The sequence below is a fragment of the Nonomuraea zeae genome (genome assembly GCF_005889725.1).
GTDB classification, from domain to species: domain Bacteria; phylum Actinomycetota; class Actinomycetes; order Streptosporangiales; family Streptosporangiaceae; genus Nonomuraea; species Nonomuraea zeae.
Window position 1 is genome coordinate 66090 of sequence record NZ_VCKX01000007.1, and the last position, 24098, is coordinate 90187.

Annotated in this window: 19 protein-coding genes; 6 read left to right on the top strand and 13 right to left on the bottom strand. The window is 71.5% G+C overall.

Annotated elements, in window-relative coordinates:
• Window positions 1-21: 21 nt before the first annotated feature.
• The 6 genes from ETD85_RS03935 to rpmE all read right to left on the bottom strand — a co-directional run bounded on the left by ETD85_RS03935 (window position 22) and on the right by rpmE (window position 5677).
• Window positions 22-393 carry a hypothetical protein gene (locus ETD85_RS03935; RefSeq protein ID WP_138688199.1) on the bottom strand — a complete coding sequence of 124 codons (372 nt, stop codon included), beginning with the start codon at window positions 391-393 and terminating at the stop codon, window positions 22-24.
• Complete coding sequence (locus ETD85_RS03940; protein ID WP_138688200.1) at window positions 393-2612, bottom strand: hypothetical protein; 2220 nt, start codon at window positions 2610-2612, stop codon at window positions 393-395. The genes ETD85_RS03935 and ETD85_RS03940 overlap by 1 nt, the downstream gene beginning before the upstream one ends.
• A gap of 88 nt (window positions 2613-2700) precedes the next feature.
• On the bottom strand, window positions 2701-3348 hold the full coding sequence (locus tag ETD85_RS03945; protein ID WP_138688201.1) for an L-threonylcarbamoyladenylate synthase: 648 nt from the start codon (window positions 3346-3348) through the stop codon (window positions 2701-2703).
• Window positions 3349-3469: 121 nt separating this feature from the next.
• Entirely contained in the window at window positions 3470-4324 is an 855-nt protein-coding gene (gene prmC / locus ETD85_RS03950) for a peptide chain release factor N(5)-glutamine methyltransferase (protein ID WP_138688202.1), read from the bottom strand.
• On the bottom strand, window positions 4321-5373 hold the full coding sequence (gene prfA, locus ETD85_RS03955) for a peptide chain release factor 1 (RefSeq protein WP_138688203.1): 1053 nt from the start codon (window positions 5371-5373) through the stop codon (window positions 4321-4323). Before prfA ends, prmC begins: the two co-directional genes overlap by 4 nt.
• 85 nt (window positions 5374-5458) lie before the next feature.
• On the bottom strand, window positions 5459-5677 hold the full coding sequence (gene rpmE / locus ETD85_RS03960; protein WP_043616312.1) for a 50S ribosomal protein L31: 219 nt from the start codon (window positions 5675-5677) through the stop codon (window positions 5459-5461).
• 204 nt (window positions 5678-5881) lie between these two features.
• On the opposite strand from rpmE, the gene ETD85_RS03965 reads away from it, so the two are divergent.
• Complete coding sequence (locus ETD85_RS03965) at window positions 5882-6928, top strand: hypothetical protein (protein ID WP_138688204.1); 1047 nt, start codon at window positions 5882-5884, stop codon at window positions 6926-6928.
• 36 nt (window positions 6929-6964) lie between these two features.
• Here ETD85_RS03965 and ETD85_RS03970 read toward each other — a convergent pair whose 3' ends face one another.
• The 5 genes from ETD85_RS03970 to thrC form a co-directional block, all read right to left on the bottom strand.
• A complete protein-coding gene (locus tag ETD85_RS03970) occupies window positions 6965-7600 on the bottom strand; it encodes a response regulator (RefSeq protein ID WP_138688205.1) in 636 nt (211 codons plus the stop codon).
• A gap of 10 nt (window positions 7601-7610) precedes the next feature.
• Window positions 7611-8876, bottom strand: coding sequence for a sensor histidine kinase (locus ETD85_RS03975; RefSeq protein WP_138688206.1), 1266 nt, complete (start codon window positions 8874-8876; stop codon window positions 7611-7613).
• A 172-nt stretch (window positions 8877-9048) separates the two neighbouring features.
• Window positions 9049-11160, bottom strand: coding sequence for a transcription termination factor Rho (rho, locus tag ETD85_RS03980; protein ID WP_138688207.1), 2112 nt, complete (start codon window positions 11158-11160; stop codon window positions 9049-9051).
• A 457-nt stretch (window positions 11161-11617) separates the two neighbouring features.
• A complete protein-coding gene (thrB, locus tag ETD85_RS03985) occupies window positions 11618-12523 on the bottom strand; it encodes a homoserine kinase (RefSeq protein ID WP_138688208.1) in 906 nt (301 codons plus the stop codon).
• Window positions 12524-12602: 79 nt separating this feature from the next.
• A complete protein-coding gene (gene thrC, locus ETD85_RS03990) occupies window positions 12603-13661 on the bottom strand; it encodes a threonine synthase (protein ID WP_138688209.1) in 1059 nt (352 codons plus the stop codon).
• Between the two features lie 262 nt (window positions 13662-13923).
• On the opposite strand from thrC, the gene ETD85_RS66670 reads away from it, so the two are divergent.
• Window positions 13924-15312, top strand: a complete 1389-nt coding sequence (locus ETD85_RS66670) for a glycosyltransferase family 2 protein (RefSeq protein WP_276617162.1) — start codon at window positions 13924-13926, stop codon at window positions 15310-15312.
• 117 nt (window positions 15313-15429) lie between these two features.
• Here ETD85_RS66670 and ETD85_RS04000 read toward each other — a convergent pair whose 3' ends face one another.
• Entirely contained in the window at window positions 15430-17094 is a 1665-nt protein-coding gene (locus ETD85_RS04000; RefSeq protein WP_138688211.1) for a glycosyltransferase family 2 protein, read from the bottom strand.
• Window positions 17091-18164, bottom strand: a complete 1074-nt coding sequence (locus ETD85_RS04005; protein ID WP_138688212.1) for a glycosyltransferase family 2 protein — start codon at window positions 18162-18164, stop codon at window positions 17091-17093. The genes ETD85_RS04000 and ETD85_RS04005 overlap by 4 nt, the downstream gene beginning before the upstream one ends.
• A 303-nt stretch (window positions 18165-18467) precedes the next feature.
• Here ETD85_RS04005 and ETD85_RS62860 point away from each other — a divergent pair, with 303 nt between their 5' ends.
• From ETD85_RS62860 to ETD85_RS04020, 4 genes are read left to right on the top strand one after another with little or no spacing between them, the layout of a single operon-like run.
• The gene (locus tag ETD85_RS62860) at window positions 18468-18845 is read left to right on the top strand and encodes a hypothetical protein (RefSeq protein WP_170246487.1); all 378 of its coding nucleotides are present in this window, start codon (window positions 18468-18470) and stop codon (window positions 18843-18845) included.
• Entirely contained in the window at window positions 18842-20359 is a 1518-nt protein-coding gene (locus tag ETD85_RS04010) for a glycosyltransferase family 2 protein (RefSeq protein ID WP_170246488.1), read from the top strand. The genes ETD85_RS62860 and ETD85_RS04010 overlap by 4 nt, the downstream gene beginning before the upstream one ends.
• On the top strand, window positions 20356-22386 hold the full coding sequence (locus ETD85_RS04015) for a glycosyltransferase (RefSeq protein WP_138688214.1): 2031 nt from the start codon (window positions 20356-20358) through the stop codon (window positions 22384-22386). Before ETD85_RS04010 ends, ETD85_RS04015 begins: the two co-directional genes overlap by 4 nt.
• Entirely contained in the window at window positions 22383-24086 is a 1704-nt protein-coding gene (locus tag ETD85_RS04020; protein WP_138688215.1) for a glycosyltransferase family 2 protein, read from the top strand. The genes ETD85_RS04015 and ETD85_RS04020 overlap by 4 nt, the downstream gene beginning before the upstream one ends.
• Window positions 24087-24098 lie beyond the last annotated feature (12 nt).

The window sequence follows — 24098 nt, forward strand, 5'->3', positions numbered from 1 at the left end:
CCGGAGATCGCCCTTCGCCGCTCAGAACGCGTGCGGCACCCCGGCCGTCGTCTTCACCCAGCGCGGCGTGTCGGCGGCCTCGTCGCTGATGGCGGTCAGCACGGAGTGGCGGTAGACGCCGAGCCTGGTCCGCCATTCGCGCAGGTCCTTGACGTACCGCTCGCCGACGGCCGCGTCCCACGTCTGGGGGCTCCTGGCCAGGCTGTCGGCCTTGTCGAGGGCCGTTCTGAGCGTCTCCAGCTGCGGCATGACCGTCTGCCATGCGACGACGAGGCGTTCGTAGTCCTCGTTGAACACCCACTCCGTCGGCGGGGTCCCCAGCGCGTCCGTGGCGCTGATCGGCGGGGTCTCGCCCTTCACGAAGGGTTTGGGGGCCGGGGGGTCTGTGATCATCACGCGCTCCTTTCCGGCGAACCCGGATCTATCGCCCCTGCAGGGCCGTCCGGGCGGATGTCGCGCTCGGCCCACTCACCCTTGCCGTACTCGCCGGGCGGCACCTCGACGGAGGGCATGTCCAACGGCTGGATCTCCCGGTGGTCGGTTATGACGGTTTTGAGGGCGTCGAGGGTGGGCGGGGTGACGTCCACTGACACGACGTCACTGCCGTCACTCGCCCACGCCCCGACCCCCGAGCCCGCTGTCGTCGCCGTCGTCGCCGTGCTCGACTCCCTCGCCTCGTAACCGGGATCCGGCTCCGACCTGTAGTCGATCTGCGTCACTGGCGTCGGCTCCGGCCCGTAGGCGATCTGCACCTCCAGCGTGGGCTTCGTGCCATACCGGCCGTCCGCCTCCGGGGTGTCGCCCGCGCCTTGCGTGTTGCCTGTGTCTTTCGCCCCGTCTGCCCCATACGCACCGTCGGCACCTTGCGCGCCGCCCGTGTCGGACACCTCCGTGGCGGGGTTGGTCGGTGGGATCGTGACCGGCTTGCCCTGCTCTCCCGCCCCTCGGTCGCCGGTGCTCTGGTCACCGGTTCCCCGGCTGCTGTCGTCCGTGCCCTGGTCCGGGCGTTCTCCTGTTGACCCGTCCGGTGTGGCGTCCTTGCCGTCCGGCGTCGGGTAGGTGTCGCCCGGCGTCGGATCCTTGATATCGGGTGTCTGGTCCTTGGCGCCGGGCGTCGTGTCCGTGTCACCGGTGCCTGGCTTGGGGTCTTTGCCGTCCGGGGTCCGGTCCGAGTCGGAGGGGCAGGCGTCGTCGGTGTTCGTGGTCGAGGAGCCGTCGTCGACGGGGGTGGCGCTGGTCGTGGTGTCGGACACGTCCGTCGTGTTCGCCGGGGTGGTGGTGCCGTCCGTAGTGGTGGGACCGCCGTAGGTGGTGGTGCCGTCCGTAGTCGTGGAGCCGCCGTAGGTGGCAGTGGCGGCGTCCGTCGTGGTGGGGCCGCCGTATGAGGTGGTGGCGGTGCCGTCCGAAGGGTTGGTGGGGGCGTCGCCGCTGCCGGTGCCGGGCGTGCCGGGGTCGATCGAGCCTTGGGGGCCGTCCGGGCGGATGTCACGCTCGGCCCACTCCCCCTTGCCGTACTCGCCCGCCGGGACCTCGACGGAGGGCATGTCGAGCGGCTGGATGTCCCGGTGGTCCTCCACCACGGTCTTCAGCGCGTCGAGGCTCGGTGGGGTCGTGTCTGCGGAGACCACGTCGCTGCCGTCGTTGGCCCAGGCGTTGACGTTCGCGGCGGCGGTGGGGTCGGCGGACAGCTTCGGCATCTCCGCCGGTTGGACGCTGGCGGTGTCCTTCAGCAGGGCTTCCAGTTGCTCGGCCGTCGGCGGGTCGATGGGCACCTGCAGGACCTTGACGCCATCGACCTCCACGACTTTCGGCTTGGTCGCGTCGGTCGCGGCCGGCTGGTCTTCCGCCGGGGTGCCGGTTCCGCCCGCGTCCACCTCGGCGCCGCGATCGCGCCTGCTGTCCAGGTCGCCGTCCTTGGGATCGTCGACAGGCTGACCATCGGTCGACCCGTCCGCCCCGGTGTCGGTCCCCGTGTCGGTGTCCTTACCGGTGCCGGTGTCCTTACCGGTGTCGGTCCCTGTGTCGGTCCCTGTGTCCTTGCCGGTCCCGGTGTCCTTGGCGTCGTCGCACTTCTGGTCGTCGGAGCCCGTAGCGGCCTCGTCGCCGGTCTTCGCGCCGTCGCCGGTCTTCCCGCCGTCGTCCGTCTTCGCGCCGTCACCCGTCTTCGCGCCATCCCCGGTCTTGGCGTCGTCACCGGTCTTGGCGCCGTCGCCCGTCTTGGCGTCCTCGCCGGTCTTGGGTGTCTCAGCGGCCCCGGCGTCGTCGTCCTTCGGGAGGTACGGCTGGGCTTCGTCATCGAGGCGCGGATTGTCGTACCTGTCCTGATCCCCGCGTACCCCCCGGAAATCGGGACCGCCCGTCGCCCCCGCATCGGCCCGCGGCTGGTCGACGCGCTTCTCCAGCACCCCGAGCCGGACGTCGACGTCCTTGACCATCGCGTCGGCCGCCTCCGCCACCTGGACGGGACGGTGGGTGGTCTGGGTCGCCAGCCCCGCCCGGCCCATGGCAAGCCTGACCCGAACCTCGACCGCCCGCATCTGCCCTGCCGCGTTCTTCACCTCGGCCAGCAGGTCTCGGACCAGCTTCGGATCCATGCCGTCGAACTTGCCCATCGGCCACTCCCGGACGTATCTCCGCTCCGGGCCTCACCGTAATCACGGCCGCAGCGCGCCCGCAGCCGGAATAAGCAGCCGGTATACGTCAGTCCTCGGTGGCGACGTAGCCGATGATCCCGCGCAGCTTCTCCACCGGGATCGCCCCGCGCCGCAGCAGCCGGGGCACGGCCGTGGTGATGTCGAGGATGGTGGAGGGCGTGTTGTCGGTGGTCCTGCCGCCGTCGAGATAGACCGCGATCGACTCGCCGAGCTGCTCCTCCGCCTCCGCGGCCGTGGTGGCCGCCGGGGCGCCCGAGCGGTTGGCGCTGGAGACGGCCATGGGCCCGGTCTCCTTGAGTAGGTCGAGCGCCACCGGGTGGAGCGGCATGCGCACGGCCACCGTCCCCTTGGTGTCCCCCAGGTCCCAGGAAAGGGCCCTGTTGGCCTTGCAGACGAGCGTGAGCGGCCCGGGCCAGAAGGCGTCAATCAAGTCCTGCCCGTACGGCCCCATGTCGTCTACGAGCGCTGTGGCGGCTCTGACGGTGCCCACGAGCACGGGCGGCGGCATCTCGCGCCCGCGCCCCTTGGCGTCGAGCAGCGCGGTGACCGCCGCCGGCGTGAAGGCGTCGGCGCCGATGCCGTAGACGGTGTCGGTCGGCAGCACCACGAGCTCGCCGCGGCGTACGGCGGCGGCGGCCTCGGTCAGTCCCTCGGTCCGCTGCTCGAGGTCGGAGCAGTCAAAGCGCTTTCCCACGGTCGTGTCGCCTCGCTCCCGCTCGACGGCGAGCGGCGCTCTCGAGGCCTCCTCCGTTCTCCTCGTTCGGTGGCTTCGCGGCCCGTCTCGTCAGGAGAAGGCCGCGCCGCCCGCGTGCATCCTAGTCCTGGCCCAGCCTGGCGGTGACGAAGCGGTCTCTTCTGGTGAGGTCCTGGCGAAGGCGTACGTCCCGCCAGCCGTTGTCCTCGGGGAAGGTCAGGTAGACCGCCCTGCCCTGCTCGTCGGCGTGCTCGACGGCGACCCAGCCGCCGGGGCGCAGCAGCCGCCTGGCCGTGCGCTCGACCGCGCGCACCTCGCCGAGCCCGTCGCCGCCCGAGCCGTAGAGAGCCCTGGAGGGGTCGTAGTCGCGCACCTCCGGGTCGCGCGGGATCGCGCCGGGCGGGATGTAGGGCGGGTTGGAGATGACGAGGTCCACCTTGCCGTTGAGCTCGGGCAGCGCCTCGGCGAGGTCCTCGGGATGCAGGTGGGTGCGGCCCTGGCCGTGCTCGGAGATGTTGCGCTTGGCCCAGGTGTACGCCGCGGGATCGACCTCGACGGCGTGCACCTCGGCCAGCGCCACCTCCTGGGCGATCGACAGCGCGATCGCGCCGGAGCCGGTGCCGAGATCGACCACGAGCGGGGCGTTCACGTCCATCTCGCGCAGCGTCTCGATGGCCCATCCGGCCATCACCTCGGTCTCCGGCCTGGGCACGAACACGCCGGGCCCGACCACGAGCTCCAGATAGCGGAAGTAGGCGTGGCCGGTGATGTGCTGCAGGGGCTCACGGGCCTCACGCCTGGCGATGCCCTCCCAGAACAGCGCGTCGAAGTCGGCGTCCTTGACCGTGTGGAGCTCGCTTCTGCGCACGCCGTGGACGAACGCCGCGATCTCCTCCGCGTCCGTGCGCGGCGAGGGCACACCTGCCTCGGCCAGCCGAGCGGTGGCGAGGGCGATCTCGTCCAGCAGAAATGTCATGAGTGTTGTGCGAGCTTCTCCGCCATTTCGGCGTCGATGAGGGCCTGGGTGACGGCGTTGAGCTCACCGTCGAGAACCTGGTCGAGGTTATACGCCTTGAACCCGACGCGGTGGTCGGAGATCCGGTTTTCCGGGAAGTTGTAGGTGCGGATGCGCTCGGAGCGGTCGACCGTACGCACCTGCGACTTGCGCTCGGCCTGCGCGGCGGCGTCGGCCTGTTCCTGCGCCACGGCCAGCAGCCGGGCGCGCAGGATGCGCATGGCCGACTCCTTGTTCTGGAGCTGGCTCTTCTCGTTCTGGCACGAGACCACGACGCCGGTGGGCAGGTGGGTGATGCGGACCGCGGAGTCGGTGGTGTTGACGCTCTGCCCGCCGGGGCCGCTGGAGCGGTAGACGTCGATGCGCAGGTCGTTGGCGTCGATCTGGACGTCGACCTCCTCCGCCTCCGGGTAGATGAGCACGCCGGCGGCGCTGGTGTGGATGCGGCCCTGCGACTCGGTGACGGGCACCCGCTGCACGCGGTGCACCCCGCCCTCGAACTTGAGCCTGGACCACACGCCCTCGTCGCCCTTGGCCCGGATGCCGACCGTGACGTCTTTGTAGCCGCCCAGGTCGGAGGGCTGGCTGTCGATGACCTCGGTCTTCCAGCCGAGCCGCTCGGCGTATCTCAGATACATCCGCAGCAGGTCGCCCGCGAACAGCGCGGACTCCTCGCCGCCCTCGCCCGCCTTGATCTCCATGATGATGTCCTTGTCATCGTTGGGATCGCGCGGGATGAGCAGATGTCTGAGCTTCTCCTCCAGCTGCGGGATGCGCTCCTCGATCTCGACGGCCTCGGCAGCGAACGCCTCGTCCTCGCCGGCCAGCTCCTTCGCGGCGGTCAGGTCTTCCCTGGCCGACTCGAGCTCGCGGTAGGTGCCGACGACGGGGGTGAGCTGCCGGTAGCGCTTGCCGAGCGTGCGGGCCTTGTTCTGGTCTGCGTGCACGGCGGGATCTGCGAGCTGCAGCTCCAGCTCGGAATACTCCTTGAGCAACTCGTCGAGATTCACCGTGCGTTCCTTCGTTTGGGTGTGGCCGTTCCACCAACAACGCCGACCCGGCGCACGAGGTGCGTCCGGGTCGGCGTCGGTGAAGCTACTTGCCCGTGGCCTTCTTGCCGAAGCGCTTCTCGAAGCGAGCAACCCGGCCGCCCGTGTCGAGGATCTTCTGCTTGCCCGTGTAGAACGGGTGGCAGGCGGAGCACACGTCGGCGTGGATCACGCCGTTCTTCGCGGTGCTACGGGTGGTGAACGTGTTACCGCAGGAGCAGGACACCTGCGTCACGTGGTAATCGGGGTGGATGTCGCGCTTCATCGCTGTCCTTTCGGGCTGCGGCCGCCGGGTCGCCGTCATTCGTGGCGTGAACCGGAACCGCAAAATGGTCAGCTACCAGTGTGCCAGATCGTGCAACCATCCCAGGCCATCGGGCATTCCCCCGATCTTTATGACGCGGTCACTGACGTCACACTAGGCTCCCATCGCACAAACCGTACATTTCGCCCCAGTCAAAGGAACGCGATGAAGAGAAAGGTGCGGTTGCTCTTGGCGACCGCCACGGGGGCCGCCGTTCTCCTCGGAGGCACGGGCCTCTCCGCCACCAGCGCGTACGCCGCACAGCACGCGTCGGCCCTGGCGGACGACTTCACCGGAGACGCCTCGGCCAGCGCCTCCATCCCCGTCGGGAACGACGTCAGCGGGACCGTGACGCTCAAGCTCAAGGACCCGTCGAACGTGACCGGCATCACCGGCAGCATCGAACCGCCCGGCCAGGCGGCGAAGACCGTGACGTTCGACTTCAAGACCGGCAGCACGGCCGCCGAGGAGACCGTCACCGGCTCCTGGCCGATCACCAAGGACGACCCGGCCGGCAACTGGAAGCTGAGCGTCGTCGTGACCCGCGACACCGGCACGAACACCACCCCGTTCGTGGTCCAGGTCTCCGGCAAGCAGGGCATCGGCGCCGCGAGCGTCAAGCCCGACCCCGTGCAGCTCGTCAAGGGCAAGGACGTCAAGGTCACGGTCGAGACGTCGGTGAAGGACGCGACCACCGTGTCGGCCAAGCTCGTCAGCGACACGACCAGCGAGTACTACGACCTCGGCGACCTGGCCAAGGAGTCGGACGGCTACTACCGCGGCGTCACCTACTTCAGCGACGACACCGGCGCGGGCGCCTGGACCCTGGAGGTCTACGCGCACAAGGGCGGCCAGACGCTCAAGGGCGAGGCGGCGTTCTCGGTCGTGGCGGCCTCGGGGGGCGCCTCCAAGAAGGTCAAGTCCAGGATCACGATCGCCGCGCCGAACAAGGTGCGCAAGGGCAAGTCGTTCAAGGTGTACGGCAAGGTGTACCGGGGCTCCAAGGCGTACAAGGGCAAGACCATCGAGGTGTACTTCAAGGCGAAGGGCACCAAGACCTACAAGCTCCTCGGTTTCGCCAAGTCCACCTCCACCGGCAAGTACACCAAGACGTACAAGGCCAAGAGGGACGGCTACTTCCAGATCAAGGTGCCGGGCACGAGCAAGACGCGCAGCTCGCTGTCGCCGCAGGAGTTCGTGGACGTCAGGTGACGTCAGCGGCCGAAAACGTCAGCGGCCCGAGAACTGTCAGCGGCCCAGATAAGTGAGCACGGCGAGCACCCGCCGATGGTCCTCGGGCGCCGGCCCGAGGGCCAGCTTGGCGAAGATGCTGGAGATGTGCTTCTCCACCGCGCCCTCCGAGACCACCAGCCTGGAGGCGATCGCGGTGTTGGAGCGGCCCTCGGCCATCAGGGCCAGGACCTCGCGCTCCCGGGGGGAGAGCGAGTCGAGCGGGGCGCCGCGGCGCTGGCGGCTGAGCAGCTGCACGACGACCTCGGGGTCGATGACCGTGCCGCCGGCCGCCACCTGCCGCACCGTCTCCAGGAACTCGGCCACGTCGGCCACCCGCTCCTTCAGCAGGTAGCCGACGGCCTTGCCGATGAGGTCGCCCGCGTAGCGCTCCTCCACGTATTGGGACAGCACCAGGATCGGGAAGTCGGGCCTGGCCGCGCGCACCCGCAGCGCCGCCCGCACGCCCTCGTCCGTGTGGCTCGGCGGCATCCGCACGTCGACGATCGCCAGGTCGGGATCGTGCTCCAGCACCGCCTCGACCAGCGCGGGCCCGTCGGAGACGGCGGCCACGGTGACGATGCCCCCGTCGGCCAGGAGTCGCGCCAGCCCTTCGCGCAGCAGTACGGAATCCTCTGCGATGACCACGCGCATGTGCACATGACTACCACTCGCAGGGCAGCTCCGCACGCACAAGTGTGGGGCCGCCGAGGGGGCTGTGCAGGACCAGCACGCCGTCGATGGTGGCCGCCCGGTCCGCCAGGCCCGACAGGCCCCCGCCCGGGCTGACCAGCGCGCCGCCGATCCCGTTGTCCCACACGTCCACGACCACGCCGCGGTGGTCCCTGACGACCGTGACGGCCGCCTCGGTCGCCGCCGAGTGCTTGGCCATGTTGGTCAGCGTCTCGGCCACGATGAAGTACGCGATGCTCTCGACCGCCGCGGGCGGGCGTTCGATCAGGTCCACGGAGACGTCCACCCGGATGGGCGCCCGCGCGGCCAGCCCCGACAGCGCGGCGTCGAGCCCGCGGTCGCTCAGGATGGCCGGGTGGATGCCCCTGGCCAGGTTGCGCAGCTCGGCGATGGCCGACTTCGTGCCCGCGTGCGCCTGCGCGATGAGCATCCTGGCCTCCTCGGGCTCGTTGTCGAACTTGGCCTGCGCCCGCCCCAGATCCACCGCGACCGACAGCAGCCGCTGCTGCGCGCCGTCGTGCAGATCGCGCTCGATCCGGCGCCGCTCCGCCTCCGCGGCGTCGATCCCCCTGGCCCTGCTGGCCCGCAGCCGCTCCTCCTCGCTGCCGCCCAGCAGCACCACGGCGAGCGTCCCGTGCAGCCAGGCCATCCCCCGCACCAGGTACGCGGTCAGCACGAGCGCCCCCGCGCCGAAGACCGAGGCGACGCACGCGCCCAGCACGTCGTCGATGACGATGTCGCTCTGCATCCCGCCCCATTCGTGCAGCGCGAGCCACACGGGCGCGAACAGCAGCACCGTCGTCACCCCCCACATGAAGAGCGAAACCGCGGCCTCGACCAGCCCGAGCGGGACGAGCATCAGCAGATAGCCCAGGTCCTTCCAGGTGGCGGGATCCGACAGCAGCCATCGGATGTGCGCGCCCAGCCCGCGCTCGGGACGGCCGCGGTACGGGTCGGCGATCGTGATCCCGAACGCCACCCGCTGCAGCCGCCGCTCCAGCATCGCGCCGCCGCGCCACACGAGCACGGTCGCCATCGCCAGCGGCACGCCCACCCAGATGACCGACAGCGCCAGCGAGGTCGGCACCGCGAAGGACAGCACCAGGAACCAGCCGAACCCGAACGCCACGCTGACCAGCAAGTACGGCGCCGCCCGCCAGGTCAGCGGATCGGCCAGAACCCCCAGAGGGCCGTTGGGCCCTAACGGCACGCGCTCTTTCAACGGCACTGATCGCATGCACCAAGCGTGCCCGGCGGGCGCGCGGGAGTGAATCCGGCAGCCTTCCGTCGTAAGGGTGGGGCTAGCCCCACCCCCGGCGAGCCACCGCGGAGAACCGGCGAACTGCCGCGGAGAAGAGACATGCGAAAGGGGCGGCGGGGAACACCCCACCGCCCCTCAGGCGAAGCCGCTAGTCGCGGTCGTTGCTCACCGTGGTCTTCTGGACCTGCAGGAGGAACTCCGCGTTCGACTTGGTCTCCTTCATCTTCTCAAGGAGCAGCTCGAGCGCCTGCTGCATGTCCAGCGCGTGGAGCACGCGGCGCAGCTTCCAGACGATCTGGAGCTCGTCCTTGGCCATGAGGATCTCTTCCTTACGCGTGCCGGACGCGTCCACGTCCACCGCGGGGAAGATCCGCTTGTCGGCCAGGGAGCGGTTGAGCTTGAGCTCCATGTTGCCGGTGCCCTTGAACTCCTCGAAGATGACCTCGTCCATCTTGGACCCGGTCTCGACCAGGGCCGTGGCGAGGATCGTCAGCGAGCCGCCGTTCTCGATGTTGCGGGCGGCGCCGAAGAAGCGCTTGGGCGGGTAGAGCGCCGTGGAGTCGACACCACCCGACAGGATGCGACCGGATGCCGGGGCCGCCAGGTTGTAGGCGCGGCCGAGGCGGGTGATCGAGTCGAGCAGGACGACCACGTCGTGGCCCAGCTCCACCAGGCGCTTGGCCCGCTCGATGGCGAGCTCGGCGACCGTGGTGTGGTCTTCGGCGGGACGGTCGAAGGTCGAGTGGATGACCTCGCCCTTGACCGACCGCTGCATGTCGGTGACCTCTTCAGGCCGCTCGTCCACGAGCACGACCATCAGGTGGCACTCGGGGTTGTTGTGGGTGATCGCGTTCGCGATCGCCTGCAGCACCATCGTCTTACCGGCCTTGGGCGGCGAGACGATGAGACCGCGCTGGCCCTTGCCGATCGGCGACACGAGGTCGATGATCCGCGTGGTCAGGATGTTGTGCTCGGTCTCGAGGCGCAGGCGCTCCTGCGGGTAGAGCGGCGTCAGCTTGTTGAAGTCGGGCCTGTTGCGGGCCTGCTCCGGGTCCATGCCGTTGACGGTGTCGAGGCGGACCAGGGCGTTGAACTTCTCGCGCCGCTCGCCGTCACGCGGCTGCCTGACGGCACCGGTGATGACGTCGCCCTTGCGCAGGCCGTTGCGGCGGATCTGGGCCAGCGAGACGTAGACGTCGTTGCTGCCCGGCAGGTAGCCGCTGGTCCTGACGAACGCGTAGTTGTCGAGGATGTCGAGGATGCCGGCGATCGGGATGAGCACGTCGTCGTCGCCGATGACCGGCTCGCTGCTGTCGAAGCGGTCACGGCCACGGCCGCGGTTGCGCTCCCTGAAGCGGCCCCTGCGGCCACGGCCGCTGCGGTCGTCGTCCTCGCCACCACGCGGGTCGTTGCGCGGGTCGTTGCGCTGGTCACCGCGCTGGTCTCCACGCTGGTCACTGCGGCCGGAGTCGGCGGCGCGCTCACGCGTGTCGCCTCGGCCACCGTCCCGGCTGTCACGGCCGTCCCGGCCGTCACGCCCGTCGCGGCCGCCGTCGCGACCGCCCTCACCGCGGTCGCTTCCGCCCCTGTCACTGACCCTGTCACGGTCGCTGACCCGGTCGCGGTCGCCCGCACGGTCACTGCGGTCACTGCGGTCACTGCTGCGGTCACTGCTGGTGCGGTCGCCGCGCTCGCGACGCTCGCCACGGCTGCGGCGCTCGCGACGGCTCTCGCCGCGCTCGGCGCGCACGTCGCCCTGCCCGTTGTCCACGGGCTGGGCGGCCACGGCGGGCTGCTCGGCGATCGGCTCGGGAGCCGGCGCGGCAACAGGGGCGGGCGCGGGGGCCGACGCGGCAACGGGCTCAGGCGCCGCGGCCACGGGCTCGGCGGCCTGCGCGGCCGGCTCTTCAACGGTCTTGGTGCGGGAACGTTCCCTGCGCGTCCGCGTGGGCCGCTCAGCCGCGGGTGCCGCCTCGGTCGTCGCAGGCGCCTCCGCCGCGGGTGCGGCTACGGGTGCGCCTTCTCCGGAACCGCCACCCTGCTTCTCCTGGATGGCCGCGATGAGCTGGCTCTTCCGCATGCGCCCGGTCCCGCTGATGCCCAGCTCCGCTGCCATCTTCTGCAGCTCGGGCAGCACCTTGGCGGACAGGCCGGTGCCGGAGCGACGCGCACGCGGCTTGGCCGGGGCGCGGGTGGGGGTGTCGCCGGACGCCGGCTCAGCGCCTGATGCGTCGGAGAGGAGTTCGGTGGTGTCGCTCAACTAAAAGGTCCTTCCCAGGGGTCGGGCGCCGGTTTTGTTCTGCCGGGCGTCCCGGAGGTGCTTGCGATCCGGCGGGACAGACCGGGTCGGGGTGCACTTTGCGATCTTCGGCTGTCGCTGGAGACGGCCGCCACTCTTGGGGAGGGGCTCGTCCAAGCCGCCACAGGACCGTGGCGCGTGGCTGACACCCCCCAGATTGCTGTCGCCAACCAGATGTCGAGATGCTTCGAACGCGCAGGTCCCCGTCGTCGCCGCCTCACGTTGAGCCAACCGGGTGTGGGCCAACCGGAGGCAACGGATTCCGGGGAGACAGCCGCGCTGCTCACGCCTCGCGACGTGAAGCATGATGCAGCGATGTATGGCTGACAAGCACGCACCCACCAAGGGGGCATCTGGTGCGGCTATCAGCCTAACATCACCAGCGCACACGGCTATTCCCTGAAGGTCTAAAGAGGCATCAGCGTGTCTCGGGGAACTGAACGTTCGCACCAACCGGGTCGACGTCCATTTGCTGGATGTGCCAGTCATTACCCACTTCTGGCGCGATCAAATCCTGCGTATCCGAGGTCGAAAACGCAAGAACCGTGGGACCCGCTCCCGAAACGACCGCGGGCACGCCCACTGCACGGAGACGTTCTACCAGATTCGCGCTCTCCCGCATCGCAGGCGCGCGGTAGTGCTGGTGGAGTCGGTCTTCGGTGGCGGCGAGCAGCAGCTCTCGCTCCGGCCGCTGGGTCAGCGCGGCTATCAGCAACGCGGCCCTGCCGGCGTTGAAGGAGGCGTCCTTGTGGGGCACGTCCTTCGGCAGCAGCCCCCGTGCGGTCTCCGTGGCCAGTCGCGTCGAAGGGATGACGACGACCGGGCGGATGCGCACGTCGGGAGCCAGTTTCACCATATGGGGTGACCCAGCGTGGTCGGACCAGGCCACGGTCAGCCCGCCGGCCAGGCAGGGCGCCACGTTGTCCGGATGGCCCTCCATCTCGGTGGCCAGCGCGAGCACCTCGTCGTCCGAGATTTCGCCATCGGCCAAAGCGCGGGCCGCGAGAATGCCCGCGCAGACCGCCGCCGAGGACGATCCGAGACCCCGGGCGTGCGGGATGCTGTTGCGGCAGTGCAGGCGGATCCCCGCCGGCTGCGGCACCCCCATGCGGGCGAACGTCTGGCGCATCGCCCTGACGACCAGGTGCCCCTCGCCGGTGTCGACCTCGCCCGCGCCCTCGCCCTCCACGGTGACGCGCACCCCGCGCCCGTCGGTGAGCTCGGCCTCGACCTCGTCGTGCAGGCTCAGGGCCAGGCCCAGCGCGTCGAACCCCGGTCCGAGATTCGCCGACGTGGCAGGCACCCGGATTTGGACGGTTGTCATACGCTCACGTTTCTCTCACTACTTCTCACTCCCCGTGCACGTGCTCCCGCCCGCGCCCGCCCGTGCGCGCGTACGCGCGTCAGGCGAGGTTGAGCGCCGCCGCGGCGGCGTGGACGTCGATGGGGATGACGACCGGCGCCGGCGCGCCCGAGATGGCCCAGTCGGGGTCCTTCAGGCCGTTGCCGGTGACCGTGCAGACGATGCGCTGCCCCGGCTCGACCAGACCCTGCGCGTGGGCCTGCAGCAGGCCCGCGACGCTGGCCGCCGAGGCGAGCTCCACGAACACGCCCTCTTCCTGCGCCAGCAGTTTGTACGCGGCCGCGATCTGCCTGTCGGTCACCGCCTGGATGGTCCCGCCCGACTCGTCGCGAGCCGCGGTGGCCAGCTCCCACGACGCCGGGTTGCCGATGCGGATGGCGGTGGCGATCGTGTGCGGATGGACGACGGGCGCCCCCTCCACGATGGGCGCCGAGCCGCTGGCCTGGAAGCCGAACATGCGCGGCCGCTTCGACGACACGCCGTCGGCCGCGTATTCCTGGTAGCCCATCCAGTAGGCCGAGATGTTGCCCGCGTTGCCGACCGGGATGCAGTGGATGTCCGGCGCGTCGCCGAGCGTGTCGACGATCTCGAACGCGGCCGTCTTCTGTCCCTGCAGCCGGAACGGGTTGACCGAGTTGACCAGCGCGATCGGGTAGCTGGACGACAGCTTGCGGGTCATCTCCAGGCAGTCGTCGAACGACCCCTCGACCTGCAGCAGCGTGGCCCCGTGAACGAGCGCCTGGGCCAGCTTGCCCATGGCGATCTTCCCCTTGGGCACCAGCACGGCGCAGGTCAGCCCCGCGCGGACGGCGTAGGCCGCGGCCGAGGCGGAGGTGTTGCCGGTGGAGGCGCAGATGACCGCCTTGGCGCCCTCTTCGACCGCCTTGCTGATGGCCATCGTCATGCCGCGGTCCTTGAAGCTCCCCGTCGGGTTTGCCCCCTCGACCTTCAGGTAGACGTCGCACCCCGTGAGGGCCGAGACGCGGTACGCGGGCACCAGCGGCGTGCCGCCCTCGAGCAGCGTGATGACAGGCGTCTTCTCGGTCACAGGAAGACGTTCGCGGTATTCCTCGATGAGGCCACGCCACGACCTGCTCATGATGACTCCCTACCTGCGGTGTTGGGCACAGAGTGTACGGGGTGCGGGCGACCGTCGCGGAGCCGCGTCCACAGGTCGGACGCGCGGTCCCCCATCGACGGGACGGGTCATTGGACAGGGCCACTATTCAGGAAATTCTCAGCATCTCCCGATAAGGTCTCGGCAGGGGGTCACCACGATGAACGCGCGTCCTGCTTTGAGGCAGAACGACTATTCACCAATCGCGCCACCGCAGCTCGGCGCCTGGTCACCCGCCCTTTCCGTGAGCGTGGTGATACCCGCTCACGGCGGGCAGGACAAGCTCGGCCTGACGCTGGCGGCGCTGGCCGCGCAGACCTACCCGGACCACCTCATGGAGGTCCTGGTCGTGGACGACGGCAGCGAGCCGCCGCTGCGGCTGCCCGAGATCCGGCCGGTCAACACCCGCGTCGTACGGGTGCGCGAGGGCTGGGGCATCTCCAACGCCGTCAACACCGGCGCCAAGGCGGCCGACGGCGAGATCATCCAGCGGCTCGACTCCGACATGGTGGCCTGCCGCGAGCACATCGAGGCGCTCGCGCGCTGGCACCACGTCACCGACTTCCTGGTCACGATCGGGATGAAGAAGTTCGTGGACGCGCCGCCCGTGAGCCCGCGGCAGGTGTTCCAGGCCGGGTCCCTGGGCGAGGTATTCGACCTGGCCGAGGCCGTGTCGAGCTCGACCGAGGCGACGATCGCCAAGACCGACGGGCTGCGCAAGAGCCGCAATCCGTACCACGTGTGCACCGGGCCCACCTTCGCGCTGCCCAGGGAGATCTTCCACGCCGTGGGCGGGCTCGACCCGACCGTGGCCAGAGGCGAGGACACCGAGTTCTCCTACCGGCTGGCCATGCACGGCGTGGTGTTCGTGCCCGACATGGACGCGCAGGCCGTGCACCTGGGGCTGCCCGCGCAGCATCGTGACAGGGAGCGGGCCGTGCGCGCGGTCGAGCCGTACCTGGCGCATCGGATCCCGCTGCGCAGGGACCTGCGCAAGGAGCGGGGGCGGCGGTGGCTGGTGCCGTACGTGGAGATCGTCCTCGACGTCACGGACACCTCCGAGTCAGTGGTGCGGCAGGCGGTGTCGGCGGCGCTGGACGGCAAGTTGCAGGACGTCGTGGTGACGCTGGTCGGGCCGTGGTCGCGGCTGGACGACTCGCGGCGTTTCGCCCTGTCCGACCCGTGCTTCGAGCTGCGGCTGCTGCGTGACCTGTTCGCGCACGACGAACGCGTCCGCCTGATCGACGAGGCCGCGCCGACGCCCGCGCCCGTCCCCTTCCGCTACCGGGGGCCGGTGGACGTGCCGCTGCACCGGGCGACGCTGGAGCGCATGATCGAGTCGGTGCAGAAGGACCTGGCGGGGGTGCTGGTCGTGGACCTGCCCGACGGGCGCACGGCGCGCCTGGAGCGCACCTCGGCGCTCGGCCGCGCCGTCCTGCTCGCCGACGCCGGCGCGGACCTGGACGACCTCATCGACACCACCCACGGCGTACGCCACGAGCCGCCGGACCGGTTCTGGCCCGCGCCCGCGCAGCCCGAGCCGGTCACCATCCCCGCGCCGGTGCAGGTGGCCGTCGAATCGCCCGAGAAGACGCTGCTCAGACGCCTGAAGTCCGCCCTGCGCCCGAACTGACCCACCGCCCGGGGCGCTCCGGGGCCCGGCCGGCCGCGCGGGCGTTCCCTAGTCAGCCGCGGGGGCGTCCCCGTTCGACCGCGCGGGCGTTCCCGACAGCCGCGCGGACGTTCTCGGTCAGCCGCGCAGGCGTTTGCGCAGGGCGCGTTTCATCGTGGAGGACACCAGGGCGCGCAGGCTCTGCTGGGCGCGGTTGGCGGCGGCGAGCTGGCGGCGCAGTGCGCCCACCTCGCGGCGCAGCTCCACGGCCGTCTTGCGCCAGCGCCCCGCCTCCTCCTTCCACTTGGCCACCTGGGCGCGCAGCCGCTCGGCCTCCTTGGCCTGCCTGGCCGCCTCGGCCTGCGCCTCCACGCGGGCCCGGTACGCCCCCCGGCGGCCGAGCGGAGGCGCGGGGTCGGTGGTGAACCCGTACGTTTCGGCCTCGACCCAGGAGACGCCCGACACCGCGTCGACCGCGTCGTCCAGGTCCTCGCCGTCGTCGGCCACGATCCGGGCCCTGGCCAGCGCGGACGCCCGCTCCAGCCGGGCCGCGACCACGCCCTGTGACGACTCCTGGAGCAGCACGTTCACCAGCCCGAGTCCCTCGTCGCGAGCCAGGTCCAGCAGCCGGGCGAGGCTGTCCTCGCCCGGGATCCAGCCGGCCGGCAGGCGCAGCACGAACGGCACGGCCGGGTCGATGTCCTCGGCGGCGGCCAGCCGTACCCTGCCCTCGTGCCGGTAGTGGCCCTGGACCAGCACCAGGTCGAGATCGGGGTCCTGCAGCGGCGCGCGGCGCTCGCGCCCGACGGTGTCCCACGGGCCGAGCAGGAGCACGGAGATGTCCGGCACGGTGCCGGCCAGCAGGCCGTCCACCGTGGCCCGCACGCTGTCGTAGCCGGCCGTGCCGTCCACCACGACGGTGACGTACGGGACCTTCCACTGCCGCCCCGGATGCCCGCGGAGCCAGCGGTAGGCCGGGATGCGGTCGGCCACGAAGGCGTGGCTCACCCGGTCGATGGGCTGCTTGTCGCGCATCCGCATGGTGGGGCCGAGGTGGTACGCGCAGGCCGCCGGCTCGGGCACGAAGACCGCGCCCGCCTGGCTCAGCCGGTAGCCCATCTCGGTGTCCTGGCCGAGTATCAGCTCGTCGTCCATCGGCCCGGCCGCCTCGATCAGCCGGGCGTTGACCGAGGTCGCGCCCCCGACGTGCAGGCTGAACGGGCGCTGGGGATTGTCGGTGAGGCCGTCGGTGCGCTCGACGAGGTCCACGATCCAGGCGTGCGGCTCGGCCGGCTCGAAGTGCCGCTCCAGGTCGTCGGGCAGCTCGGCGGGCACCTCGGCGGCGGTGAACCTGATGTAGCCGGTCACGACCAGGTAGGGCGCGGCGTGGTGCCAGCGCATGTGGGCCTCGATCGCGCCCGGGGTGAGCACCACGTCGGAGTCGAGCCAGTGGATCACGTCGCCGGTGGCCGCGGCCAGGCCGGCGTTGCGGGCGTTGGCCCGGCCCGGCGTCGGGCACTCGATCAGGCGCGTCCCGGGCGGGCGCGTGGCAGGCAGGCGCAGCGGGGGCGTGCTGCCGTTGTCGACCACGATGACCTCGGTCAGCCCGGCCGGGTAGGTCTGCCTGGCCAGGCCCGCCAGCACCAGGTCCAGCTTGTCCTGGCCGCCGTAGGCCGGGATGACGACGCTGACCGTCAGCTCGGGGGTGAACCGCGCGGCCGGCCGCAGCACGCGATAGTCGTTGCCGCGCACCCTCGAAGCGCTCGCCGAGCCGTTCGCGACAGGTCCGTCACTCACCCTCATGCCGCTTCCATCAGCAGGCTCGGGCGGAAGCCGCGCCACTGGTTCGCCGCCACCTTGACGAAGTGGGCCAGCGGCAGCTGCCACGTGTGCTCGTCGCCGAGCCCTCTGCGCAGGACGTAGCCCAGCCCGTGGGTGCGGTAGACGCGGGCGCCGGCCTGCTGCGCCGCTTTCAGGAATTCAAGATCTACCGCCCGCGGCAACCCGGGAAATCCGCCTATTTCATGGAATTTCGCGCGAGGAAGCAAGATCGTGCCGCCTGCAACGTGATCGGCCCACACCTCGCTCGGATAACTCGCCCCGCTCGCGAACGTCGTGCGCCTGATCGTCGCCTTCAACGGCTCCAGGTAGAAGAACTCGGCCGTCGTGCCCACCACGTCGGCCTCCGCGTACGACAGGGCCATGAACAGGTCGGCCAGGTGGCGCGGGCCGTACCAGTCGTCGTCGTCCCACTTCGCCACGTAGTCGCCGCTCGCCAGGCCGGCGACCCGGTTGAGCACCTCGCCGAACGGCACGGACGCCTCCGCCTCGATCCACCGGACCGGCAGCGGGCAGGACTCCGCCGCCTCGCGCACCTGCTCGTACGCCACGCCGTGCAGCCCGAGCAGCACCTCGACCTCCACGTCGCGCTGGCGGCACATCTGGGCCAGCGCCGCGCCGGCCAGCCCTGGCCGCTTGGTCGACATGACGATGCTGATCTTCGGCTTGGGCGGGCGGTGGGCCAGGCGGCGCAGTCGTATGCTGTGCTCCTCGCGCCGCAGGTCGGCCAGGCAGCGCGCGGTGCCGTCGGCGGTGTGGCCGAGCCAGGCGTGGTCGGTGAGCAGCGCGGCGAGGTCGCCGGGCACCCAGGGCGCGGCCCGTTCCGCGGTCAGCGGAATTCCGGCGGCGGCCAGGCTCAGCAGGCCGTCCAGCGGCACCTCGGCCGCAGGCCACTCGATCTCCAGGCCACGCAGCGGGCGCAGCGCCGCGGCGTCGGGCGGCTCGCCGTCGACCGCCCAGCCGGTCTCGGCCCAGTGCAGACGGGCCAGCCCCTTCTCCGGCGTACGCGCGAAGCCGCAAGGGGTGACGGACATGGGTGGGCGCTCCTCGACCGCTTGAGACTCAGTCGGCGCCTACCTTACGCCCCATTTACTAGCCGGTAGACGTGATGGTCACTTTCAGCAGGGAGCACCCGGGGATTCCCAGTTTTCCTCCAGGAACTTATGTCACGGTGGGGGCCGGAGTTTACTAGGGTGTCAATAATCCCTTGATGTCCGTGACGCCTGCGATGTCCGACAAGGTGCTGGCAAGGCGTGATCTACGAAAGGTATGCGCGGATGCTATCGCCCCGCCGACTGGCAGCGACCGCCGCACTCCTCGCCGTCCTGGTCGCATGCGTGCTGGTGCTTCTCGTACTCGCAGATCTGATCACGTTCGGCGCCGCGGCGGCCGCGGCGGCGTTCCTGGTCTGCCTGGCCGCCCTGGCGTTCCTGCTGCTGTCCGTACGCCGTCTGGACGGCAAGGCGCAGCGGATCGACCTGCGGGTCAAGAAGCACGAGAGCGAGCTGGCCAGGACCACCACGGCGCTCAAGCGCATCGAGACCCGGCTGGACCTGCTCGTGCAGGCCGTCGAGGACTCCGCGGCGCGACGGGCCGACGACCTCGGCGCGATCCTGGCCTCGCTCGGGGAGGACCGGGTGAACGCCATGGCACGGGCGCGAGAGGTGGAGGAACTGCGCGCAGAGGTGCGCGCGCTGGCCAAGGACGCGGTGTGACGCCCGCCCATGGCGGGCCGCGGGTCCGGCACAACGACTACGGGACGCTGCGCCCGCCCGCGATCGGGTCCTGGGAGCCGTCGCTGCGGGTGTCCGTGGTCATCCCGGCCTACGACTGCGCGGACGCGCTGGAGCGCACGATCCCGGCGCTCGCGCGGCAGACGTACCCCTCCGAGCTGGTCGAGATCGTGGTCGCGGACGACGGCAGCCGGCCGCCCATCGAGGTGCCGGGCGCCCGGGTCGTACGGGTGGCCGACGGGTGGGGGCGCGGCGCGGCCAGGCAGACGGGGCAGCTCGCGGCCACCGGCGACGTGATCCACTGGCTCGACTCCGACATGCTGCTGGCCGAGGACCACCTTGAGGCGCACATGCGCTGGCACCACCTGATCGACCACGCGGTGGTGATCGGCGACACCCTGTTCGTGGACGAGCCGGGCGAGGAGGGGGTCCAGTCCGAGTACACGAGGAAGACCCTCGAGTCGACCAGGCGGCTCAAGGACGCGGGGGCGAGCGCGTACCTGTCGCACACGGGCGCGTCCACCTCCGTACGCGCCGAGCTGCTGCGCGCGGCGGGCGGCGTGGACACCGGGCTGAACATGGCCGAGGACACCGAGCTCGGCTACCGGCTGGCGCAGACGGGCGCGGTGTTCATCTCCGACGCCGCGGCCAGGGCATGGCACGTCGGGCCCTCCACCGTGATGCTGCGGGAGAAGGAGGTGCACCGGCACAACTGGTCCTACCTGGGCGACCTCATCCCCGACCTGCGCTGGTTGCGCAACCATCCGCGGCGCAACTGGCTGGTGCCGTACGTGCGGGTCGAGGTGGCCGCGACGACGTACGAGCAGACGCGGGCGAGCGTGGACTCGGCGCTCGCGGGCACCCTCACCGACGCCGCCGTCACGCTCGTCGGCCCGTGGGGCAAGCTGACCGGCGAACGCCGGTCCAACCTCGACGACCCGCTGCTCGACCTGCGGCTGCTGCACCATCTCTACGCTCATGAGCCCCGGGTCGTGTTCGCGGAGAGCGTACCCGCCACCGCCGCCCCCGCGCCCTTCCGACTCAGCCTGCCCACCGGGTGGGTGCTCGGCGCCGACACGCTCGCCAAGCTGGTCCGGCACGCCGACCGGGACCTGCTCGGGCTGGTCTGCGCGGCGCTGGCGGAGGACGCCGGCGGAGTCGTGACCGCCCGCCTGGAGCGCACGGCCGCCTTCGCCCGCGCCGCCCGGTTCGACGGGGCCGCCGACGACCTGGTCGACGAGATGTTCGGGGTCGAGTGGGTCAGCGGGGGCGAGTACGGCTTCGCCACGGCGGAGGAGGCCGAGCCGCTGGCCGGGGACCCCGCCAAGTGGCGTGCGCTGGCGGCGCAGCGGCTGGAGGAGGTCAAGGAGCTGCGCGCGGAGGTCGCCCGGCTCGCGGCCGAGGTCGAACGGCTCTCCGCCGAACCGCCCGCGGATACGGACGTGCCGCCCGGGCCGATCAAGTCGCTCATCAGGCACCTGCGGAGCGCCGGATGATCCGCCAGTTGCTGGCGGAGCTGCGCGGCGCCCCGGTGTTCCTCGCCGGGATCGACGACGTCGAGCCCGTCTACGCCGATGCCGCCGGCCAGGACGGGCCGGCGCGTGTCGTCGACCTCGACCGGGACCTGCTGGAGGCGCCCGCCACGGTCGGCCGGGCACGTGAGGTGCTCGTGCTCGCCAGGACGCCCGCCGACCTGCGCAGGATCGCGACGCTGCACAAGCTGCTGCCGGAGGCCGAGCGGGTGGTGGTCGCGGTGCTCGACACGCCCGCCTCCCATCCCGCACCCGTGCCCACGCCGACGCCCGCCCACCGGTGGCGGTCGCTGACGGATCTGCGGGTCTACCAGCCCAAGAGCCGCGTGTGGGTGGTGGACGCCCGCTTCTCCGGGCCCACGCCCGCCGGGCGTACGGTCACGGCCACGGCACGGGCCTTCGCCGGGCACCGCCTGGACGTGATCGCGGCCCCCGCGGCGGCGATCGCGGGCGTCGGTGCCGCGAACTGGCGTCCAGGGGACCCCAACGCGACGCCCGCCGAAGTGACCGGGCCGGTGCCGGACCGCGTGGGGGCGCCGGGCAGCGACATGGTCCTGCGTACGACGCTCGGCCACGCCCCCTCCGACGACGCCGCCGGCACCGGGGTTCCCGAGCCCGGCGCCGTACAGAACGCCCCCGAGACCGCCACCGCCGAGGGGAACGGGACGCTCGCCTGGGACGGGGAGGCGGCCGAGTGGGCCGGTGACCAGACGCCCATCGAGCGGCCCGCCCTCGCCGCGGCGAGCTGGGAGCGGCTCGGCCGTCCCGGCATGGCGGACTCGCCGCTGGCCGACCCCGACGTGCTGGGCGAGCCGTCGATGGTGCCGCCCGTGGACGAGCGGCTGGTCAACCCCCAGGGCTTCGTCACCACCCCGTCACGCGGCATGGCGTCCCTGGCCGAGCGCGACGGTCGCTGGTCGGTGCTGCTGGACGGCAAGGTCGTGACGTCGTTCGCGGAGTCCGGCGGGGTCACCGACGCGGACGTGTCCAGGCTGCGGCAGATCCGCGGCGTCGAGGTGGACTGGCGGCACGCCCACAGCGGCCCGCTGGCCGCGGTCCGGGTGCTGGCGGGACTGGCCGCCGCCGGAGTCCCGCTGGTGGCGGACGCGGTGCCGCGATGGGCCGGAGCACTGGGTGACGACATCGTCGAGCTCATCGAGCGCTGCCCGGACCTTTCCGACGAGCTGCGGCGGGAGGAGCACAGCATCCGGCTGCGCCGCGCCGCCCTGCGCACCCATGGCGTGGCCGCCCGGTGGGAGCAGCTCGGCGCCCCCGCTCCCGCGCCGCCGCTCACCTCGGTCCTGCTCGCCACGCGCCGCACCGACATGGTGGCCTTCGCGCTCGACCAGATCGCCCGCCAGCGCGAGGTCCAGCTCGAAGTGATCCTCGCCCTGCACGGCGTCCCGCAGGGACATCCGGACGTGGCGGCCGCGATCGCCGGGTTCGAGGGGCCGCTGACCGTGTTCGAGGCCGACCACCAGGCCGTCTTCGGCGAGGTGCTGAACGAGGCCGCCGCCAGGGCCTCCGGCTCGTTCCTGCTGAAGATGGACGACGACGACTGGTACGGGCCCGACTTCCTGGCCGATCTGCTGCTCGCGCACTCGTACTCAGGGGCCCAGGTGGTCGGCACCGTGCCGGAGTTCGTCTACCTGTCCTCGATCGACGTCACCGTGCACCGCAGGCAGGTCACCGAGCAGATCACCAGCTTCGTGGCGGGTGGGACGATCCTGGTGGAGCGGTCGGCGTTCCAGGCGGTGGGCGGGTTCAGGCCGCTGCGGCGCTCGGTGGACACCCAGTTCCAGGAGGCGCTGCAGGCGGCGGGCGGGCAGATCTACCGTACGCACGGGCTCGGCTACATCCTGCGCAGAGGCCCGGCGGCCAACCACACGTGGCAGGAGCCGATCGGCACGTTCCTGCAGCGCAACAGGCAGCAGTGGCGCGGCTTCCGCCCGAACGCCCTGATGGCCATGGACGGACACCTGCACCCATGACCGGCATCCCCAGCATTCCCAGCATCCCCCGCATCCGCCGCAACGACTTCGGCGTGCTCACCCCGCCCGCCCTCGGCGAATGGGAGCCCTCGCTCGCCGTCACCGTCGTCATCCCGGCCCACGACCGCCAGGAGACGCTGGACCTGACGCTCGCGGCCCTGTCCGCGCAGAGCTACCCCGAGCACCTGCTCGACGTCGTGGTCGTGGACGACGGCAGCAGCACGCCGCTGCAGCTGCCCGAGCTCGTCCCGGCCAGGACCAAGCTGATCTCCAGCCCGCCGGGCGGCTGGGGCCGGGCCTGGGCCGTGCAGGCGGGGCTGGACACGGCGACGGGCGACGTCCTGTTCGTCCTGGACGCCGACATGGTCCCGCACCGGCACCACGTGGAGGCCCAGCTCCGCTGGCACCACCTGGCCCCGTACGTGGTGGCGCTGGGCTGGATCGACTTCACCGCGGCCGTCGAGCTGCCGGGGCAGGAGGAGGTCCGGCACGCGCTGGAGACGGGCGCGGAGGAGGCGCTCTTCCCCCTGTCGCCGCAGCGCCACGACTGGGCCGAGCAGATCATCGAGGACCACGACGGCCTCCGCACGGCTCCCAGCTCCCTGGCCACCCGCATCCACGTGGGCGCCACGGCGTCGTACCCGGTGCGGCTGCTGCGCTCGATCGGCGGCCTGGACACGTCGCTGGTGCTGGCCGAGGACACGGAGCTGGGCTACCGCCTGACCCAGGCGGGCGTGGTCTTCGTCCCCGACCCGCAGTCCAGGGCCTGGCACGTCGGCCTGCCCACGGCGATGCGCGACTTCCAGGCGCTGAAGCGCTACAACGACCCCTACGTGGCCGATCGGGTCCCCTACCGCCGGTATCTGCGTACCGAGGCGGGCCGCCAGTGGCTGGTGCCGTACGTGGACGCGGTATTGCCCGCGGGCGGGTACGAGGACGTACGGGCCACGGTGGACGCCCTCCTGGCCGGCTCGCTCCCGGACGTCCGGGTCACCGTCACCGGCGAGTGGGACTCCCTGACCGCCGATCGCCGCTCCCCTCTCGCCGACCCGCACCTCGACCTGCGCCTCACCCACGCCTGCTTCCACCACGACCCCCGCGTCAACCTGGCCGCCGCCCAGGCCGCCCCGCCGCCGGGGACGCCCCCGTTCCGCCTGTCCCTCCCGCCGGGCTGGACCCTCGCGAAGGACACGCTGGAACGGCTCGTGGCCCACATGGAGGAGCACGACCTCGGAGCCCTGTGCGTGGCGCTGGAGGAGACCGAGCGGGGCGTGACGGTGGCCCGCCTGGAGCGGACGGCGGCGCTGTCCAGAGCCGCGCTGGTGGCCGCGCCCGGCGACCGGCCGGACGACCTGATCGACGCCTTGTTCGGCCTGGAGTGGGTGGACGGGGAGACGTACGGCTTCAAGCGCCGCCCGGCCGTCTACCCGCCGCGCAGGAAGCCCGTCCCGGAGATCGACCGGCTCGCCGCCGAGCATGACAAGGAGATCGCCCTCTACCGCAAGCGCACGGCGGCGCTGCGGGCGGAGATCTCGCAGCTGCGCAGGGAGGCGGGCAAGAACGGCAGGGACGCGGCACGCTGGCGGGAGAAGGCGGAAGCCTGGCGCAAGGAGGCGGTCAGGCTCGCCCGCGCCCAGAACCGAACGGTGCTCAAGCGCGCCGTCCGCCGGGTCCGCGGCCTGGCCTTCCCCGACGACTGACGCCGTGGCTCC